Source organism: Noviluteimonas gilva (assembly GCF_009740395.1).
In the GTDB taxonomy this organism is placed as follows: domain Bacteria; phylum Pseudomonadota; class Gammaproteobacteria; order Xanthomonadales; family Xanthomonadaceae; genus Noviluteimonas; species Noviluteimonas gilva.
This window is the reverse complement of sequence record NZ_WOXT01000003.1, coordinates 237581-254766: the sequence shown is the minus strand read 5'-3', so window position 1 is coordinate 254766 and position 17186 is coordinate 237581. Positions and strand designations below refer to the sequence as shown.

General features: G+C 66.2%; 16 protein-coding genes. 10 read left to right on the top strand and 6 right to left on the bottom strand.

The window, feature by feature from the left end; all coding sequences use genetic code 11:
* Positions 1-3: 3 nt before the first annotated feature.
* A complete protein-coding gene (locus GN331_RS12060; protein ID WP_156642427.1) occupies positions 4-366 on the top strand; it encodes a hypothetical protein in 363 nt (120 codons plus the stop codon).
* Between the two features lie 9 nt (positions 367-375).
* Positions 376-1092, top strand: coding sequence for a glycerophosphodiester phosphodiesterase (locus tag GN331_RS12055; protein ID WP_156642426.1), 717 nt, complete (start codon positions 376-378; stop codon positions 1090-1092).
* Between the two features lie 3 nt (positions 1093-1095).
* Here the strand turns inward: GN331_RS12055 and GN331_RS12050 are convergent, their stop codons facing one another.
* Positions 1096-1479 (bottom strand): hypothetical protein, encoded by a 384-nt coding sequence (locus GN331_RS12050; RefSeq protein WP_156642425.1) that lies wholly within the window; start codon positions 1477-1479, stop codon positions 1096-1098.
* 145 nt (positions 1480-1624) lie between these two features.
* Between GN331_RS12050 and msrA the strand changes: the two genes are divergently transcribed.
* Complete coding sequence (msrA, locus tag GN331_RS12045; RefSeq protein WP_156642424.1) at positions 1625-2131, top strand: peptide-methionine (S)-S-oxide reductase MsrA; 507 nt, start codon at positions 1625-1627, stop codon at positions 2129-2131.
* Between the two features lie 114 nt (positions 2132-2245).
* The gene (locus tag GN331_RS12040; RefSeq protein WP_156642423.1) at positions 2246-3460 is read left to right on the top strand and encodes an epoxide hydrolase family protein; all 1215 of its coding nucleotides are present in this window, start codon (positions 2246-2248) and stop codon (positions 3458-3460) included.
* A gap of 3 nt (positions 3461-3463) precedes the next feature.
* Here the strand turns inward: GN331_RS12040 and GN331_RS12035 are convergent, their stop codons facing one another.
* A complete protein-coding gene (locus tag GN331_RS12035) occupies positions 3464-4549 on the bottom strand; it encodes a redoxin domain-containing protein (RefSeq protein ID WP_156642421.1) in 1086 nt (361 codons plus the stop codon).
* 137 nt (positions 4550-4686) lie between these two features.
* Between GN331_RS12035 and GN331_RS12030 the strand changes: the two genes are divergently transcribed.
* Positions 4687-5451 carry a response regulator transcription factor gene (locus GN331_RS12030; protein WP_231734479.1) on the top strand — a complete coding sequence of 255 codons (765 nt, stop codon included), beginning with the start codon at positions 4687-4689 and terminating at the stop codon, positions 5449-5451.
* Here GN331_RS12030 and GN331_RS12025 read toward each other — a convergent pair.
* Positions 5448-6731 carry an epoxide hydrolase family protein gene (locus tag GN331_RS12025; RefSeq protein ID WP_156642419.1) on the bottom strand — a complete coding sequence of 428 codons (1284 nt, stop codon included), beginning with the start codon at positions 6729-6731 and terminating at the stop codon, positions 5448-5450. The two genes, GN331_RS12030 and GN331_RS12025, sit on opposite strands and share 4 nt — an antisense overlap.
* Before the next feature lie 134 nt (positions 6732-6865).
* On the opposite strand from GN331_RS12025, the gene GN331_RS12020 reads away from it, so the two are divergent.
* Entirely contained in the window at positions 6866-8056 is a 1191-nt protein-coding gene (locus GN331_RS12020) for an epoxide hydrolase family protein (protein ID WP_156642417.1), read from the top strand.
* Positions 8057-8068: 12 nt separating this feature from the next.
* Here the strand turns inward: GN331_RS12020 and GN331_RS12015 are convergent, their stop codons facing one another.
* The 3 genes from GN331_RS12015 to GN331_RS12005 all read right to left on the bottom strand — a co-directional run bounded on the left by GN331_RS12015 (position 8069) and on the right by GN331_RS12005 (position 13675).
* On the bottom strand, positions 8069-9682 hold the full coding sequence (locus GN331_RS12015) for a hybrid sensor histidine kinase/response regulator (RefSeq protein WP_197427112.1): 1614 nt from the start codon (positions 9680-9682) through the stop codon (positions 8069-8071).
* Entirely contained in the window at positions 9679-11202 is a 1524-nt protein-coding gene (locus tag GN331_RS12010; protein WP_156642415.1) for an ATPase domain-containing protein, read from the bottom strand. Before GN331_RS12010 ends, GN331_RS12015 begins: the two co-directional genes overlap by 4 nt.
* Before the next feature lie 124 nt (positions 11203-11326).
* Positions 11327-13675 (bottom strand): GH92 family glycosyl hydrolase, encoded by a 2349-nt coding sequence (locus GN331_RS12005; protein WP_156642413.1) that lies wholly within the window; start codon positions 13673-13675, stop codon positions 11327-11329.
* 135 nt (positions 13676-13810) lie between these two features.
* Here GN331_RS12005 and GN331_RS12000 point away from each other — a divergent pair, with 135 nt between their 5' ends.
* From GN331_RS12000 to GN331_RS11985, 4 genes are read left to right on the top strand one after another with little or no spacing between them, the layout of a single operon-like run.
* Entirely contained in the window at positions 13811-13969 is a 159-nt protein-coding gene (locus GN331_RS12000; RefSeq protein WP_156642412.1) for a hypothetical protein, read from the top strand.
* On the top strand, positions 13966-15003 hold the full coding sequence (locus tag GN331_RS11995; protein WP_156642410.1) for a LacI family DNA-binding transcriptional regulator: 1038 nt from the start codon (positions 13966-13968) through the stop codon (positions 15001-15003). Before GN331_RS12000 ends, GN331_RS11995 begins: the two co-directional genes overlap by 4 nt.
* Entirely contained in the window at positions 15000-15989 is a 990-nt protein-coding gene (locus tag GN331_RS11990; RefSeq protein WP_156642408.1) for a carbohydrate kinase family protein, read from the top strand. Before GN331_RS11995 ends, GN331_RS11990 begins: the two co-directional genes overlap by 4 nt.
* The gene (locus tag GN331_RS11985) at positions 15976-17184 is read left to right on the top strand and encodes an AGE family epimerase/isomerase (protein ID WP_156642406.1); all 1209 of its coding nucleotides are present in this window, start codon (positions 15976-15978) and stop codon (positions 17182-17184) included. The genes GN331_RS11990 and GN331_RS11985 overlap by 14 nt, the downstream gene beginning before the upstream one ends.
* The last annotated feature ends 2 nt before the right edge of the window (positions 17185-17186 follow it).

Sequence of the window (17186 nt, the reverse complement as noted above, 5' to 3'; positions counted from 1 at the left end):
CGCATGGTTGAAAACATCGACGGCGCGTTCGCCGAGTTGTCCCGCTGGTTGCAGTACGACGCGGCGCGCACGCGTCGCATCGTCGCCGCCTTCCACCGGGTCACGGTGCGCGATCTGCTCGCGATGGAGCACGCCGCCGCGCGCGGCGAGTGGGGCGAAGTGCGGTGGCGCGCGGACCGGATCTCGATGGGCTGCTTGCATGTCGGTGAAGGGCACGCGGCCGCGTGCCTGGAGCCGCTGTTGGAAGCGCAATTCGGCTTCAGCCTCAAGACGCTGTACTTCGCGTCGTATGCGCCGCGACGCGGCAGCCTGTTGCGCCTGGTGGAGCGCGCCGCCTCGGTGGCGATGGGGGAAGCGTTCGCCTAGGCTGTCGCGATGGACGCGCTTCCTTCCTTCGACACCGCCAGTCCGCACGCGCCGCTCTGGATCGCCCATCGCGGCGCCGCGGCGCTCGCACCGGAAAACACGCTGGAGGCCTACCGCGCCGCATGGGCGAGTGGCCTGCGCGTGCTCGAACAGGATGTGCGCGTGCTGGCCGATGGCACGCTGGTGGTGATGCACGATGCGACGGTGGATCGCACGACCTTGGGCAACGGCTCGGTCGCGCAGTTCGATGTCGCGACGTTCCGGCGATTGCGCGTGCGTCCGTTCGCGGGGTTTCCGTCGACGGTGTCGCCGCCCGTGTTCGACGACGTCCTGGCCGAATTTCGTGGACGGGCGGTCTTCGTGCCGGAAGCGAAGTCGCCGGGGAGTGGCGCGGGCTTGGTCGACGCGTTGCTCGGCGCATCGATTCCAAGCACGCAAGCCTTGGTACAGTCCTTCGCACTCGACGATCTGTTGCCCGCGGTCGCCGCGGGCTATCCCGCAATGTTCCTCACCGCGCGCAGCGAAGGCATTGAAGCCGCGCGCGCGGCCGGCGTGCAGTGGGCGGGCTTGGATCGACGCGCGGCGCCATCGGTGTTCGACGAATGGCGCGAAGCGGGCTTCCGCATCATCGCGTACACCGTCAACGATCGCGCCGAACGCGATCGCCTGCTTGCGCTCGACGTGTGCGGGTTTTTCTCCGACGATCCGCGGGCGACGATGGCCTGAGCGTCATTCCTTTTCAGGACTGATCCGCACGCCAGTCGTGTTGCGCTCGATCACGACCTGGAAGTCCGGCGTGCCGCGGCGCGCCTTCACCAGCACGTCTTCGCCGTCGTCGACTTCCGACTTGTACATCGCATCGCCGAATTGCTTGCGGATCCCTTCGGAGACCAGCTTCGCGACGCGGTTTTCGCCCGTGCCTTTCGCGATCGCGACGACCACGTGCGCCGCTTCGCCACCCTCGGGCGTAAGCACGAGTTCGATGTCGCCATCGGTCTTGGCGTTGCCGCTGAACTGCAGGCGCCACTTGTTCGATTCGGCCGCCGCGGCGGGAAGGGCGAGGGCGAGCGCGCAGACCATCGTCAGTGCGCGGAGTCGGAGCGAGCGGTCCATGGCAGTGGTCTCGGTGGGCAGGGGCTCATCTGGAAGCAGCCGGGGTCAAGCCCGCGTGACCCCGGCCGCCGGCCCCGCATCCGGCCTCCACTGGAACGGCCGCCCCTCCGCCCCCATCTCTCTGGCACCTGAAGGAGGAACACACATGACGACCGATACCGCGATCCTGGCCGGCGGCTGTTTCTGGGGCATGCAGGACCTGATCCGGCGCCAGCCGGGCATCGTGACCACGCGCGTGGGCTACAGCGGCGGCGACGTGCCGAACGCGACCTATCGCAACCACGGCACGCATGCCGAGGCGATCGAGATCACCTTCGATCCCGAAAAGACCAGCTACCGCGACATCCTGGAATTCTTCTTCCAGATCCACGATCCGAGCACGATGAACCGGCAGGGCAACGATGTCGGCAGCAGCTACCGTTCCGCGATCTTCTATCGCGACGAACAGCAGAAGCAGGTCGCCGAAGACACCATCGCCGACGTGGATGCCTCGGGCCTGTGGCCCGGCAAGGTGGTGACCGAAGTGTCGCCGGCCGGTCCGTTCTGGGAAGCCGAACCGGAGCACCAGGATTACCTGGAGCACTATCCGACCGGTTACACCTGCCACGTGATCCGCCCGGGCTGGAAGCTGCCCAAGCGCGCGCAGGCGTAAGCGGCATTCCGCAACGCCCGCTCGATACCTTCGTATGCATACCAACGTGCAATCGTCGCTGCACGTGATCTGCTGTGTGATGAGTGGTCTTTCCCCACGATAGGAAACGCCACGATGGCCCAGCATGCAGAAACCACGAGTGCCGGTTCGCCCACCGGCATTCGCCCCTTCCATTACAAGGCCTCCGATACCGACCTGGCCGAACTGAAGCGCCGCATCAAGTCGACGCGCTGGCCGGAGAAGGAAGGCGTCGACGACGACTCGCAGGGCGTGCAACTGGCCACGATGCAGCAGCTGGCCAAGTATTGGGCGGAGAGTTACGACTGGCGCAAGATCGAAGCGCGCCTGGAATCGCTGCCGCAATTCATCACCAACATCGACGATCTCGACATCCACTTCATCCACGTGAAGTCGAAACACGAGAACGCGCTGCCGATCATCGTCACGCACGGTTGGCCGGGCTCGATCATCGAGCAGCTCAAGATCATCGAACCGCTGACCGATCCGACCGCGCACGGCGGCACCGCCGACGACGCGTTCCACGTCGTGATTCCCTCGATGCCCGGCTACGGCTTTTCCGAGCGGCCGGGCAAGATCGGTTGGGATCCGGCGCACATCGCCATCGCTTGGGACGTGCTGATGAAACGCCTGGGCTACGACAAGTACGTGGCGCAGGGCGGCGACTGGGGCGCGATCGTCACCGATTACCTCGGTGCGCAAGCGCCGGCGGGATTGCTCGGCATCCACTCCAACATGCCCGGCATTTTGACGCCCGAGCTTTCCGGCGCACTCGCCAGCGGCGGTACGCCGGCCGAAAAGCTGACGGCGGAAGAGCAGGAGGCGTGGGACCGGCTGAAGTTCGTGTGGACCAAGGGCATCGGCTATGGATTCCAGTTGGGCCTGCGCCCGCAGACGATGTACGGGCAGGCGGATTCGCCCATCGGTTTGGCCGCGTATTTCCTCGACCACGATCAACGCAGCTATCGGCTGATCGCGCGCGTGTTCGATGGAAAGACCGAAGGCCTGACGCGCGACGACATCCTCGACAACATCACCATCACCTGGCTGACGAACACCTTCGTCTCCGGCGCGAAGTTGTACTGGGAGAACAAGGCCGGCTTCTTCGACATCAAGGGCGTCAAGGTACCGACCGCGATCAGCTCGTTCCCCGATGAGCTGTATCCGGTGCCGCGCAGCTGGGCGGAGAAGGCGTATCCGAAACTGATCCATTACAACCGCATGCCCAAGGGCGGGCATTTCGCCGCCTGGGAACAGCCCAAGGCGTTCGTGGAAGAACTGCGCGCGGGCTTGCGCTCGCTGCGGACGTAAGGCTCAGCCGAAGGTAAAGGCGAACAATTCGACGCCACGATCGAAGAACAGGATCTCCACGGTCCTGTCTTCGATCGGAGGAGATTGGCGGATGAGTTGATACATGCGGAATTCGGACACGATGCCCGCGCCGTCGGCATCGATGTCCGTGCCGTGCGCGGCGCCGGGCGGCTTGCCGTCGATCGTGACGCGGATGCGCACGGGACCTTCGCCTTCCATCGCCGATCCCATCACCGCATGCACGTCGCGTGCGTGGAAGCGGAATTGCACGCGGGCGTTGCCGGCGTTCGAACGCGCCGCCTCGCGTTCCATGGTCCAGTCGCCGATGAGCGCCCATTGGTTTTCGTGCAACCGCTCCGGTGCGGTGTAGACGTTGCGCTTCAAGCCCACGACGCCGCCCGGGGATGCGAAGCGTTCCGTGCGCGCGGCACCGGCATAGGTTTCCGGCGTCTTGAGGTTCGTCCAATCCGCGGCCGCTTCCTGGCCTTGCCCGATCGACGGCGTGATCGGCGGCAGATCCTGTGCGCCGTTGTCCTTCAACAATTGCCGGAAGACCGCCTCGGCCTTGTCGTAATCGGTCTCGCCGAATTGGGTGTGGCGGATGCGGCCCTGCGCGTCGACGATGTAGAGCGCTGGCCAGTATTGGTTGTCGAAGGCCTGCCAGATCGCATGGCGGCTGTCGATCGCGACCGGATAACGCAGGTCCATCGCGGCGGTGAAGTGCTTCACGCGCGCGGGATCCTGTTCGAATGCGAACTCGGGCGAATGCACGCCGATGACGACCAGGCCCGCGTCCTTGTACTTGTCCGCCCACGTGCGCAGCCAGGGCGCGGTGCGCATCCAGTTGATGCAGGTGTAGGTCCAGAAATCGACGAGCACGACTTTCCCGCGCAGCGCACCCACGGTGAGGGGCGGCGAGTTGATCCAGCCGGTGGCACCGTCGAGCGGAGGCATCTTGCGTTCGAAGACCGAGGGCAGGGCAGGTGACGCTGCGTCCTGTGTACGGCCGCTGCCGTCGCAATACGCGCCGGTCAGCGCGACGGCCACGCCGGCCAGCAGGGAGGCGAGCAGCGCGCGGAATGACTTCATGGCACGTCGGTCAACTCAACATAACGCGCGCACCTTGTCGATTGCACGAAGGTATCGGTGGGTTGGCACGAAAATAGATGTGCACGCATCGCCCGTTGAGGGCATCCTCAAGCGCTACCGTGCGTCACGGAGTGTCCATGTCGCGACAGACGTTCGATGGAACCGGCCGATTGCCGGCATCGCTTCCGACGGCACTCCATGCGACCGCCCTGATCGAACGCGACCTGCGCGCCAGGGCGCCGGATCGTCGGCGCGAGCGCGCATTCACGATGGCGCAGCCCGTCGTGCACGTCGTCGATGCAGATGCGTCGGTCCGAGATGCCTTGTCGGCATTGATTCGCGCCGTCGGCTGTCGCGCGGAAGTGTTCGCAACGGCGCGCGACTTCCTTGCGCATCCACGTGCGACGGTGCCGGGTTGCCTCCTGCTCGAGTTGACCCTGCCCGACATCGACGGCCTGACGCTGCAGGAATACATCGCGGCCGATCAGCCTTCGCTGCCGATCATCTTCATCACCAGCCACGGCGACGTGCCCACGAGCGTGCGCGCGATGAAAGCCGGCGCGTTCGAATTCCTGGTCAAGCCCCTCGCGAAAGAAGCGCTGTTGCCGGCGATTCGCGACGCGATCGCTTTCAGCAAGGCCGCGCTCGAACGCGCCGCGATCGCGCGCGCCCTCGATGCACGCTATGCATCGCTGACGCCGCGCGAACGCGAGGTGTTGCGCGGCGTCGCGACCGGGCTGTTGAACAAACAGGTCGCCGCCGAACTGGGCATCAGCGAGATCACGGTGAAAGCGCATCGCGGCCGCGTGATGCGCAAGATGCAGGCGCACTCGCTGGCGGAGTTGGTGAACCTGGTGGCGGTGTTGGGCGTGCTGGCGTCCGGCGGCCAGGCGACGGACTAACGCAGCGACTTGAAGGCGGCGCGCAACTCTTGCGTGAATGTTTCCGGCTGCTCCCATGCGGCGAAATGCCCGCCCTTCGGCAAACGGTTGTAGTGGACGAGGTTCGGGAACGCGCGTTCGGCCCAGCTTCGCGGCACCTGGTACAACTCGTCGGGGAATGCACTCACGGCCACCGGCACGGTCACGCCCTGCGGCGCGAAGAACACGGTCCGGTTCTCCCAGTACAGGCGTGCCGATGACACCGCGGTGCTCGTCAGCCAATACAGCGTGATGTTGTCCAGGATGTCGTCGCGCGTCAGCCCTTCGGGTTTGCCGTCGAACACGCGCGCGATGAGCTCGTAGCTGCGCGCATCATGGTCGAGGATCCATGCGGCCAGCCCGACCGGTGAGTCTTCGAGCGCGTAGAGCGTTTGCGGCCGCAAGCGCATTTCGTTCGCGTAACCCAGGCCTTTCTGGAAGAAGAAGTCGAGTTGGTCCCACGCCCGGCGTTCGTCGGCCGACAGATTCGCCGGCGGCTTCGCACCCGAATGCAGCGCCTGCGCGATGTCCGGCGGCACGGCGGCGGGCATGTTCAAGTGGATCGCCATCACGGTGCCAGGCGCGAGTACGGCCATCTGTTCGGTGACCGGGTCGCCCCAATCGCCGCCCGATGCGACGAACTTCGCGTAACCAAGCCGCTGCATCAACACCGTCCAGGCGCGCGCGATGCGAATCGGATCCCAACCCAATTCCGTGGGCTTTCCCGAAAAGCCGTAACCGGGCAGCGACGGAATCACGACGTCGAATGCATCGGCCGCCGTTCCACCGTGCGCGGTGGGGTCGGTGAGCGGTTCGATGATCTTCAATTCTTCGATGATCGACCCCGGCCAACCGTGCGTGAGGATCAGGGGCAACGCGCCCTTGTGCTTCGAACGGACGTGAATGAAATGGATGTCGAGCCCATCGATGGTCGTGACGAACTGCGGCAATGCGTTGAGGCGCGCTTCGGCCTTGCGCCAATCGTAATCGGTCTGCCAGTACTGCGCGAGGGCGCGCATCGTCTGGAGTTGCACGCCCTGCGTGCCGTCGGGCACCAGTTCCTTCGAGGGCCATCGCGTGGCCGCGATGCGCCGGCGCAAATCCGCGAGCGCTTCATCGGAGGCGTGGAAAGTGAAGGGGCGAATCGTCATGGCGTCGGACGTCGCGGGCGTTGGCGTCGCCGATTGCGCGGCCGCGACCGGAATGCACAGGCACAGCGTGCAAGCCAGTGCGAAACCTGCGAGCGATCTGGTGGCATGCATGGTCCGATCTCCGGGAGGCGTTGCGTTGCAAAGAACGCGACTGTGGACACGCGCATCGAACGACCGCAATCAGACCTTGGTCTTCGCCTGTCATGGTGATGACGATGGATGCAGCGACGGGGTAGCGTGCGGAGATGGCGCGCGCAGCACACGACGCCGCGATCCGCCCGTTCCGGTTCAGTGCATCCGACGCCGACCTGGCGGACCTGCGCAGGCGCATCGAGGCCACGCGATGGCCCGATCGCGAGACCGTCGCCGATTCCTCGCAAGGCACGCAACTGGCGACCATCCAGAAGCTCGCGCAGCGATGGGCCACGCAGTACGACTGGCGAAAGACCGAAGCCCGGTTGAACGCCGTGCCGAATTTCACCGCCACGATCGACGGGCTCGACTTCCATTTCCTCCACGTGCGTTCAAAGCACGCCGACGCATTGCCGCTCTTGCTCGCGCACGGTTGGCCCGGTTCGATCATCGAACGGATGAAAGTGGTCGGCCCGTTGACGGATCCGACCGCGCACGGGGGCGAGGCGTCGGACGCGTTCCATCTGGTGATTCCATCAATGCCCGGATTCGGTTTCTCCGGCAAGCCCGCGGCCACCGGTTGGAATCCGGAACGTGTCGCCGATGCTTACATCGCGTTGATGGAGCGCCTCGGGTACGCGCGCTACGGCGTGTCGGGCACCGATTGGGGCGCGATCACGGTCGACCTCATGGCGGTGAGGACGCCCGCCGGCCTCATCGGCCTGCACACGAACATGGGCGGCGTGGTGCCGCCGGAGATCGATCGCGCGCTCGCACGCGGCGATCCGATTACGACCGCGCTCAGCGATGAAGAACAACGCGCCTGCGATCAGATCGCGTTCGCGTACAAGCACATCGCGTACGCGGTGATGATGGGCGACCGGCCGCAATCACTGACGGCGCTCGCGGATTCGCCCGTGGGCCTGGCGGCCTTCATGATCGATCTGTATCCGCGCAGCTACGAGATGATCGCGCGTTCGATCGACGGGGTGCCGGAAGGACTCACGCCCGACGATGTGCTGGATGCGATCACATTGTTCTGGCTGACGAACAGCGCGCTGTCCGCGGCACGCATCTACTGGGAGAACAAGACGCCGTTCTTCGCGGTGAAGGGCGTCGATTTGCCGGTCGGCGTCAGCGTGTTTCCCGACGAGCTCTTCGAGGCGCCGCGCAGTTGGGCGCAGGCGGCGTATCCGAGACTCGTGCATTACAACCGCCTGCCGAAGGGTGGTCACTTTCCTTCGTGGGAGCAGCCGGTGTTGTTCACGAACGAAGTGCGGGCCACATTCCGAACGCTGCGATGATGCGCGCCGTCGTCAGGCGGCCGTGCTCGCACGGCGCACCAGGTTCGAGCGTGTCGCCTCCAGGACGGCCGACAAGCGCGTGATATCCGCGGGTTTGCGGAAATGGTCCGCGAAGCCCGCCGCGTACGCCTGCTGCTGGTCCTGCGCGCCGCCCCAACCGGTGATCGCGATCAGCACCGCGTTCGCATGCCGCGGATCGGCGTGCAGTCGGCGCGCGAGCTCGTAGCCGTTCATGCCGGGCAGGCCGATGTCGAGCAGGCACACGTGTGGTTCGAAGTCCGCGGCAATGGCCAATGCCCGCGGCGCGTCGGCGGCGATCCTGAAATCCATGCCGAGCAGTTCGAGCAACAATGCGAGCGTGCGCGCGGCATCTTCGTTGTCGTCCACGACGAGCACGCGCATCGCATCGCGCCCCAGTGGGCGAGGGGAGGCCGATAGGACGTCCTGTTGCGCTTCAAGCGCATCCGTCGCCTCGGCGATGCAAGGCAGCCGCACGACCACGCGCGTGCCCTTGTCGGGGCCCTCGCTGCCGACTTCGACCTGACCGTCCTGCAATTCGACGAGTTGCTTCACCAACGCCAGTCCGATGCCCAGGCCATCCTGCAACCGATTGCGATCGCGGCGGCCCTGCGTGAACAGTTCGAACACATGCGGCAACACGCTCGGATCGATGCCGATGCCGTCGTCCTCGACTTCGACCAGCGCGCAATCGCCGACGGTGGAGGCGCGGACCCAGATGCGTCCACCCGCGCGGCCGTACTTCGCGGCGTTGTTGAGCAGGTTGCCGAAGACCTGCGTCAGGCGCACCGGGTCGGCGTCGACGGTCAAGGGGTGGTCGGGCATGTCGACGTGCAGCGTCACGCCACCGGCTTCGACGAGGGGCGCGCTGAGCTCCAGGGCGCTGCGCAAGGCGTGGCGAAGGTCGATGGCGCGGCGGCGCAGTTCGATGCGGCCACGCGAGACGCGCGAGGCCTCCATCAGATCGTCCATCAAGCGCACCATGTGGTCGACTTGCCGGCTCATCGTCGCGTGCAGCGCCTGGCGGCGTTGCGCGTCGCCGTCGTCCATCGCGAGCACGTGCAGGGCGTTGCGGATCGGTGCGAGCGGATTGCGCAGTTCGTGCGCAAGCATCGCGAGGAATTCGTTCTTGCGGCGCACGGCGTCGGCTTCGGCGTCGCGCGCGCGTTCGAGTGCGTCCAGATGGTCGCGGATCTCGTACTGGCGCGTCCGCGCACGCAGCGAGGTCCGCAATGCGCTGAGCAGCGCCGACACGCGCAGCGGGCGTTCGAGCAGCGTCACGTTGCCCAGCACCGCAACGGCATCGCCGACGGCGAGCGAGTCCGCGCCGCGTCCGGTCAGGATCAGGACCGGCAGGTCGGACCAGGCGCCCTGGACTTCCAGCGTCTGGGCGATCGCGGCATGCACGCCGTCGACCTTCAGCAATTCTTCGCCGACCAGGATCGCGCCGGCGCCGAGCGCCAACTGCTCGCGCAGGTCGGTGGCGTCGCGACACACGTGGCACGTCAAACCGTTGTCTTCGAGGATCGCGCAGGTGATGTCTGCATCGCGCGTGGTCAGCAGCAACAGCAGCACGCGCATGCTTGCGCCGGGTGCGAGTGCGTTCACCCCGCCACGCCCGGTGCGAGCGGTGCCCGCGGGGTCATCGGGTCTGCTTCGTGCGAATCGACTTCCTGCGGCACGCCCGTGAGCACGCCACGGAAATTGCGCAGCGGCTCGCCGATGTCCAGGCCGTTGGAGGTGATCCGCATCTCGCGGATCGTGCGCTCGTGCGGGCCGGTGCGTTTCTTGAGGACCGAAATCGCCTGCTTCACTTCGCCACGGCTTTCGAAATAGCGCAGCAGCACCACCGTGTCCGCCAGGTAGCTGACGTCCAGCGAGGTCTGCATGTGGCCGATCAGGCCGGCCTGCGACGCGATCAGGATCGTGGTGATGTCCAACTGCGCGAGATAGGAGAGCAGTTCGTGCAACTGGATCAGCACGTGATGCTCTTCGGCCATCGCGTTGAGGAAGCCGTTGAGGCTGTCGAGGACGACCAGCTTCGCGCCCTCGACTTCGACGGCGTTGCGGATGCGATGGATGAACTCGCCCGGCGAGAGTTCGGCCGGGTCGATCGATTGCACGTCGACGGTGCCCTCGGCCACGCACGCTTCGATGTCGAAGCCGATGCCCCTGGAGCGGGTGACCAGTGCGCGCTGGCTTTCGTCGAACAGGAACATCGCCGAACGTTCCCCGCGCGCGGCCGCCGATCGCACGAAGTGCGAGGCGAGCGACGACTTGCCCGCGCCGGCCGCGCCGATCAGCAGCGTGCTGGTGCCGCGATCCAGACCGCCGCCCAGCAGTAGGTCCAGCTCGGCCAGTTCGCTGGCCACCGGATCGTTCCTGCCGGAGCGCCGGTAATGCGCGGCGATCAGGCGCGGATACACGCGCACGCCGCCGGTTTCGATCTTGTAGTCGTGGTAGCCCGAGCGGAAGGCGCGTCCGCGCATCTTGCTGATGCGCAGGCGGCGCCGGTCGCCGCCGAAATCGGGCATGAGGTGGTCGAGCTGGATCGCGCCATGCACGATCGTGTGCACGTGCAAGCCCTGGTCGGACGCCGAGCTTTCATCGAGCATGAGCACCGTCGTGCCCTTGCCGGAGAAGTACTGCTTCAACGCAAGCACCTGCCGGCGGAAGCGCAGCATCGAACCGGCCAGCAAGCGCAGTTCGGCCAGCGAGTCGAACACGACGCGGTCGGGCTGCAGGCGCTCGACTTCATCCAGCACGCGGCGCGTGGTCTCGGCCAGCTCCACTTCGGAGGGGTGGAACATCGTGTACTGCGATTCCGGGTCCAACTGGTCGCCGACCGGGAACAGTTCGTGGATCGCGATGCCGTCCAGCGACCAGCCGTGGGCATGCGCCACTTCGCGCAGCTCACGCTCGGTTTCCGACAGCGTCACGTACAGCACGCGTTCGCCCGCGGCCGCGCCCGAGCGCAGGAATTGCAGCGCCATGGTGGTCTTGCCGGACCCGGGCACGCCCTCGATCAGGTACAGGCGATGCGGCGTCAGGCCGCCATCGAGAATCACATCGAGCCCCTCCACACCGGTCGGAACCGGCGCGGGGAGCGTAAGGGATTGGGAAGACATGGCCGCCGTCGGCTGAGTGCGTACGCGATTCTCGTGGACCGGCGCGTCAACATCGTGTGCACGGATGAGCCGAACGCCCGAAAACACGAAGGCCCGCAGGGCGGGCCTTCATGCGCATCGCACGTCAGTGCGACATCGAGTAGGGCTGCGCTGCATCCTTCCCGGGCCAGGCCCGGTTGGGTTGCGCCTGCATCGTGAAGTGCAATTCGCCGCCGGCCACGATGTCCTCGTGGCGGAGGAAGGCGCGATCCAGCGGTTTTCCGTTGAGCGTTGCGCTGCCGATATAGGAGTGCGCGTCGTCCAGCCCGTCGGCCACGACGGTGAATCGCTTGCCGTTGGGCAGGTTGAGCGTCGCGCGCGGCAGGAAGGGACGGCCGATGATGTATTCGTTGCTGCCCGGCGCGATGGGATAGAACCCCAGCGCCGTGAACACGAACCACGCCGACATCTGGCCGAGGTCGTCGTTCCCGGACAGGCCATCGGGGCGCGGGGAGTACTGGCTCGCCATGATCGGGCCAAGCCGCTGCTGCGTGCGCCAGGGCTCGCCGGCCGCGGCGTAGAGGTAGGCGACGTGGTGGCTGGGTTCGTTGCCGTGCGCATACCAGCCGATCAGGCCGGTGATGTCTTCCATGTGCTCGAAGGTCTTCGGATCGACCTTCGCGTCGAACACCGCGTCGAGTTTCGCGAGCAGCTTGTCCGCGCCGCCGTGCGCCTGCGCGAGCCCCGCCACGTCATGCGGCACGTACCAGGAGTATTGCCACGCGTTGCCTTCGGTGTAGTCGGAGCCATACCCGCTGGCGGTCGGATCGAAGGGTTCGCGGAAGCTGCCGTCGCGCTTGCGCGCGCGCATGAAGCCGGTGGCGGGATCGAAGGCGTGGCGCCAGTTCGCCGCGCGTTTCTGGAACTGCGCTGCGATGTCCTTGCGACCCATCGCTTCGGCCACGCGCGCGATGGCCCAGTCGTCGAAGGCGTATTCGAGGGTCTTCGAGGCGGCCTCGTCTTCCTCGTCGATCGGGACGTAGCCGAGTTCCATGTACTGCGCGAGCCCGTCGTACGGGCCGTAGCTGGCGCTGGCCACCATCGCCTTCAGCGCTGCATCGGTGTCGTAACCGCGGATGCCCTTCATGTAGGCGTCGGCGATCACGGGCACGGCGTGGTAGCCGATCATGCACCACGTTTCCTGGCCGTGGAACGCCCAGATCGGGAGCACGCCGTAGGGGCTCGCGCCCTGCGCGGCGAGCAATGATTGGATGAAGTCGTTGTTGCGTTGTTCCGGTTGCACCAGCGTGAGCAGCGGATGCAACGCGCGATACGTGTCCCAGAGCGAGAACGTCGAGTAGTTCGTGAATCCCTTCGCCTGGTGCACGGCGTTGTCGGGACCGCGATAACGGCCGTCGCTGTCCATGAACAGGCTCGGGCCCATGAAGGCGTGGTACAGCGCGGTGTAGAAGCTGGTCCGCATCGGCGCGGGTGCGTCGACGTCGATCGCGCCGAGCGCCTGCGCCCATTGCGCCTTCGCATCGGCGCGCACGCGATCGAAATCGAAGTCGGCCATCTCCGCGTCGAGGTTGGCGATGGCGCTGTCTTCGCCGACGGGCGAGATCGCGACCTTCACGACCAGCGGCTGTCCGGGCGCGTCGGCGAAGTCGAGCGCACCGACCAACTGGCGACCTTCGATTTGCGCGCGTTGGTGCGGATCGTCCTTGCCAGGCGGCGGGAAGCCTTTGTAGGGCACGTCGCGCTCGGTGTCGTGGAATTGATGGCCGGTGATCGGCTTGGAGAAACGCATCGCGAAGTACACCTGGCGGCCCGGTGCCCAGCCGCGCGTTTCGCGAAAGCCGGTGAGCGTGCCATCGGCGTGCAGGCGCAAGCGCGACCACAACACCTTGCCCGGATAGTCGTACATGCTCGTGCGCAGATCGACCAACACGTGCGCGGGCTTGCCCTTCGCGAACGTGTAGCGATGCACGCCCACGCGTGCGCTGGCGGTGAGTTCGGCGCGGATGTCGTAGTCCGACAGGGTGACCGCGTAGTAGCCCGGCTGCGCGACTTCCCCCTCGTGCGAGAAGCGCGAGGTGTATCCGCTTCCGGGCTTGTCGATGTCGCCGCGTTCGAGCTTGACCTCGCCGGAGATCGGCATCACCAGCACGTCGCCCAGGTCCGAATGCCCCGTGCCGGAGAAATGCGTGTGCGAGAAGCCGACGATGGTGCTGTCGTCATGACGGTAGCCGGCGGCCCAGCCGTAGGCCTCCTTGCGCGGCTTGATCTGCGTATCCGGGCTGAGCTGGATCATGCCGAAGGGCACGACGGCGCCGGGGAAGGTGTGGCCTTCGCCGCCCGTGCCGATGAAGGGATCGACGGCCGCCCAGGCTTCAGTGCCGCGAGCGGCGGTTGCGGCCAGGGCTTTGCTTGGAATGGCGCTGCAGGCCGCGACCACCAGCAACAGGCCCGCGGCTTTCACCTTGTTCGTCATGTCTGGGTTCGCTTTGGATCGTTCCAAAGCGCGGAAATTAGCATTGTTCCCGGGAAGGGCATGCTGCACCGCGACATGCGCTTTTGCGCCGACTGTGGTGTGTTTAGATCGGTCTAATCGATTTTCGGGGAAGGGATGCGCCTGCGAGTTGCCGCCGCGGTGGTGTTGCTTGCGCTCTCGGCGGCTACGCCGGCGTCGGAGCGTCGCGCGTCGGAAGACCCGAGCGTCGAAGCGACCGTCAACACCTTCATCGGGACGAAGGACGAGGGCAACACCTTTGAGCCATTGCAATGACCCGCCAGAAGCCCGTCACCGTCAACGACATCGCCCGCGCCTGCGATGTCTCGCGCGCCACCGTGTCGCTGGTGCTGCGCCGCAGTCCGCTGGTCAATGTCGATACGCGTGCGCGCGTGGAGGCCGAACTCAAGCGGCAGCATTACGTCTACAACCGCGCCGCGGCGAATTTGCGGCGGCGCACGTCCTCCAGCGTGGCGTTGGTCATCAACGACCTGTCGAACCCGTTCTTCGCCGAGTTCGCCGCGGGCGTGGACGAAGCGCTGGGCGCCGAAGGCTACGTGACGCTGCTCGGCAGCACGAATGAGTCGCCGGAGCGACAGCAGGCCGTGCTCGATTCGCTGCTCGAACACGGGCCGGCCGGGATCATCCTCTCGCCGGCCGAACACAGCGACGGCGAAGCGGTGCGACGCGTGGTCGGCATCACGCCGCTCCTGGTCTTCAATCGCGCGCTCGCGGGCGGCGACTGGGATTTCCTCGCGCTGGAGAACGAACGCGGCGCGCGCCTGGCCACCGAACACCTGTTGTCGCTCGGCCATCGACGCATCGCCTTCTTCGGCGGACATGGAGATTCCAGCTCGTGCCGGCAACGCCGCCAGGGTTACATCGACGCCATGTCGGCGGCCGGCATCAGACCCGATGCGAACTGGCTCGTCGAATGCGCACCGACGCGCGTGGCCGCCGCGCATGAAACCGGCGCGCTGTTCGAACGCGACCCGTTGCTCACCGCCGCCGTTTGCTACAACGACAACGTCGCCCTCGGGTTGATGCTCGGCCTGCAGGCGCGCGGCACGCGCCCGGGCACGGACTTCGCGATCACCGGGTTCGACGACATTCCCGAAGCCGCGCTCTCCACGCCACCCCTGACCACGTTGTCCGTCGACCCGCGCGAGCGCGGTCGACAAGCCGCGCAATTGCTGCTGCAGCGCGTGCAATCGCCGGACGAAGCGCCCTGCAACCTCGTGGCGCCCGTGACGCTTGTCGTGCGGGGCAGCAGCGGTGGCGCGCATGTGCCGAAGGCGGATCACGCATGAAAGTCGTCTGCTTCGGCGAAGCGCTGATCGACTTCCTGGCGCAGCCCGCCGCCACGCCCGATGCGCCGCGCGCCTTCCTGCAGTTCGCCGGCGGTGCGCCGGCCAACGTCGCGGTCGCGGTCGCGCGTCTCGGCGGACAAGCGCAATTCGTCGGGATGCTCGGCGTCGACATGTTCGGCGACTTCCTGCTGGACAGTCTTCGCAATGCCGGCGTGGACACGACCGGCATCGTGCGCACCGATGCAGCGCGCACCGCGCTGGCCTTCGTGCAACTGGATGCGGACGGCGAGCGCCACTTCAACTTCTATCGACCGCCCGCGGCGGATCTGTTGTTTCGCGACGCGCATTTCCATGAAGCGTCGTTCGCGCAGACGTCCGTCTTCCATGTGTGTTCCAACAGCCTGACCGAAGCCGACATCGCACAAGCCACGTTGCAAGGCATGGCACGCGCACGTGCGGCAGGCGCGGTGGTGAGCCTGGATCTCAACCTGCGCCCGGCATTGTGGCCGGAGAAAACGGATCCGCGGCCGCGCCTGTGGAACGCCTTGAGAGAAGCGGACCTGGTGAAGCTCGCGCGCAATGAACTGGAGTACCTCGCGCAAGCGTTACCCGGCGGCGAAGCCGCGGTCGTACAACGCATCCTCGAAGGCCACGCGCGCCTGGTGGTCATCACCGATGGCGCGGACCCCTTGCAGTGGCACACGCGCGCCTCCAGCGGCGAAGTGGGGGCCTTGCGCGTGCAGGCGGTGGACACGACCGCGGCAGGCGATGCGTTCGTCGGCGGCGTGTTGTTCCGTCTCGCGGAACTCGGTGTCGATGGCGCGCGGTTCCCGCAATTCGCCTCCGATGCCACGGCCATCGCCGATGCGCTGCGATTCGGAGCGGCGGTCGGCGCATTGGCGGTGACGCGCCAGGGCGCGTTCGCGGCGATGCCGAACCATTCGCAAGTCTCCGCATTGCTTGGAAGCCAGAATGACGACGCCTGACCAACCCGATTTCCGTTCGCCCGAATTCCTGCGCGCGCACATCGCGCGCACGATGGCGTTCTACCACCCACGCTGCATCGATCCGGCGGGCGGGTTTTTCCATTACTTCAAGGACGATGGCACGGTGTACGACCGCAGCCATCGGCACCTGGTCAGCAGCACGCGATTTGTTTTCAACTACGCGATGGCTGCAATGGAGTTCGGCGAAGTCACGGCGTTGCGAGCGCAGTATCTCGATGCCGTCCGGCACGGCCTGGCGTACTTGCGCGATGTGCATCGCAATCCGTCCACGGGTGGTTATGCGTGGACGCTGCGCGACGGCCGAGTCGAAGATGCAACCAACCACTGCTACGGCGTCGCGTTCGTGCTGTTGGCTTATTCGACCGCGCGCAAGGCGGGCATCGCGCAAGCCGCCGGCTGGATGGACGAAACCTGGGCGCTGCTCGAATCGCGCTTCTGGGAAGCCGATGCCGGCTTGTATCGCGACGAAGCCGATGCCGAGTGGCATTTCAGCGACTACCGCGGCCAGAACGCCAACATGCACATGTGCGAAGCGATGCTGGCCGCGTACGAGGCGAGCGGCGAGGCGCGCTATCTCGATCGCGCGGCCACGCTCGCCGATCACATGACGCGACGCCAGGCCGCAAAAGCCGACGGCCTGGTGTGGGAGCACTACGACCGCGACTGGAACGTGGATTGGGAATACCACCGCGACGATCCCAAACACCTGTTCCGTCCGTGGGGCTTCCAACCCGGTCATCAGACCGAGTGGGCGAAGCTGCTGGTCATCCTCGATGGACACTTGCGCGCGCGCGGCACGCCCGCCGCGTGGCCGCTTCCCACGGCGCGGCATCTGTTCGACACCGCGATGCTGCGTGCGTGGGATCCGGAATTCGGCGGCCTGTGCTACGGATTCGCACCGGATGGCAGCGTCTGCGACGACGACAAGTATTTCTGGGTGCAGGCCGAATCCATCGCGGCAGCCGCACGACTGGGCGCCTGGGATTGGTACGACCGTTTGTGGGCGTACGCATGGCAGCACTTCGTCGACCACGAACGCGGTGCGTGGTATCGCATCCTGGATCGCCGCAACCGCAAGTACAGCGACGAGAAGAGCCCCGCCGGCAAGACCGATTACCACACCATGGGTGCATGCCACGACGTGCTGCACCTGTTGCGCCATCGTCCGACCTGAGG

What these genes read in the sequence shown, in the direction of transcription:
- GN331_RS12060 (WP_156642427.1), top strand. Translation starts at nt 4, where the DNA reads ATGGTTGAAAACATCGACGGCGCGTTCGCCGAGTTGTCCCGCTGGTTG.
- GN331_RS12055 (WP_156642426.1), top strand. Translation starts at nt 376, where the DNA reads ATGGACGCGCTTCCTTCCTTCGACACCGCCAGTCCGCACGCGCCGCTC.
- GN331_RS12050 (WP_156642425.1), bottom strand. Translation starts at nt 1,479, where the DNA reads ATGGACCGCTCGCTCCGACTCCGCGCACTGACGATGGTCTGCGCGCTC.
- msrA (WP_156642424.1), top strand. Translation starts at nt 1,625, where the DNA reads ATGACGACCGATACCGCGATCCTGGCCGGCGGCTGTTTCTGGGGCATG.
- GN331_RS12040 (WP_156642423.1), top strand. Translation starts at nt 2,246, where the DNA reads ATGGCCCAGCATGCAGAAACCACGAGTGCCGGTTCGCCCACCGGCATT.
- GN331_RS12035 (WP_156642421.1), bottom strand. Translation starts at nt 4,549, where the DNA reads ATGAAGTCATTCCGCGCGCTGCTCGCCTCCCTGCTGGCCGGCGTGGCC.
- GN331_RS12030 (WP_231734479.1), top strand. Translation starts at nt 4,687, where the DNA reads ATGTCGCGACAGACGTTCGATGGAACCGGCCGATTGCCGGCATCGCTT.
- GN331_RS12025 (WP_156642419.1), bottom strand. Translation starts at nt 6,731, where the DNA reads ATGCATGCCACCAGATCGCTCGCAGGTTTCGCACTGGCTTGCACGCTG.
- GN331_RS12020 (WP_156642417.1), top strand. Translation starts at nt 6,866, where the DNA reads ATGGCGCGCGCAGCACACGACGCCGCGATCCGCCCGTTCCGGTTCAGT.
- GN331_RS12010 (WP_156642415.1), bottom strand. Translation starts at nt 11,202, where the DNA reads ATGTCTTCCCAATCCCTTACGCTCCCCGCGCCGGTTCCGACCGGTGTG.
- GN331_RS12005 (WP_156642413.1), bottom strand. Translation starts at nt 13,675, where the DNA reads ATGACGAACAAGGTGAAAGCCGCGGGCCTGTTGCTGGTGGTCGCGGCC.
- GN331_RS12000 (WP_156642412.1), top strand. Translation starts at nt 13,811, where the DNA reads ATGCGCCTGCGAGTTGCCGCCGCGGTGGTGTTGCTTGCGCTCTCGGCG.
- GN331_RS11995 (WP_156642410.1), top strand. Translation starts at nt 13,966, where the DNA reads ATGACCCGCCAGAAGCCCGTCACCGTCAACGACATCGCCCGCGCCTGC.
- GN331_RS11990 (WP_156642408.1), top strand. Translation starts at nt 15,000, where the DNA reads ATGAAAGTCGTCTGCTTCGGCGAAGCGCTGATCGACTTCCTGGCGCAG.
- GN331_RS11985 (WP_156642406.1), top strand. Translation starts at nt 15,976, where the DNA reads ATGACGACGCCTGACCAACCCGATTTCCGTTCGCCCGAATTCCTGCGC.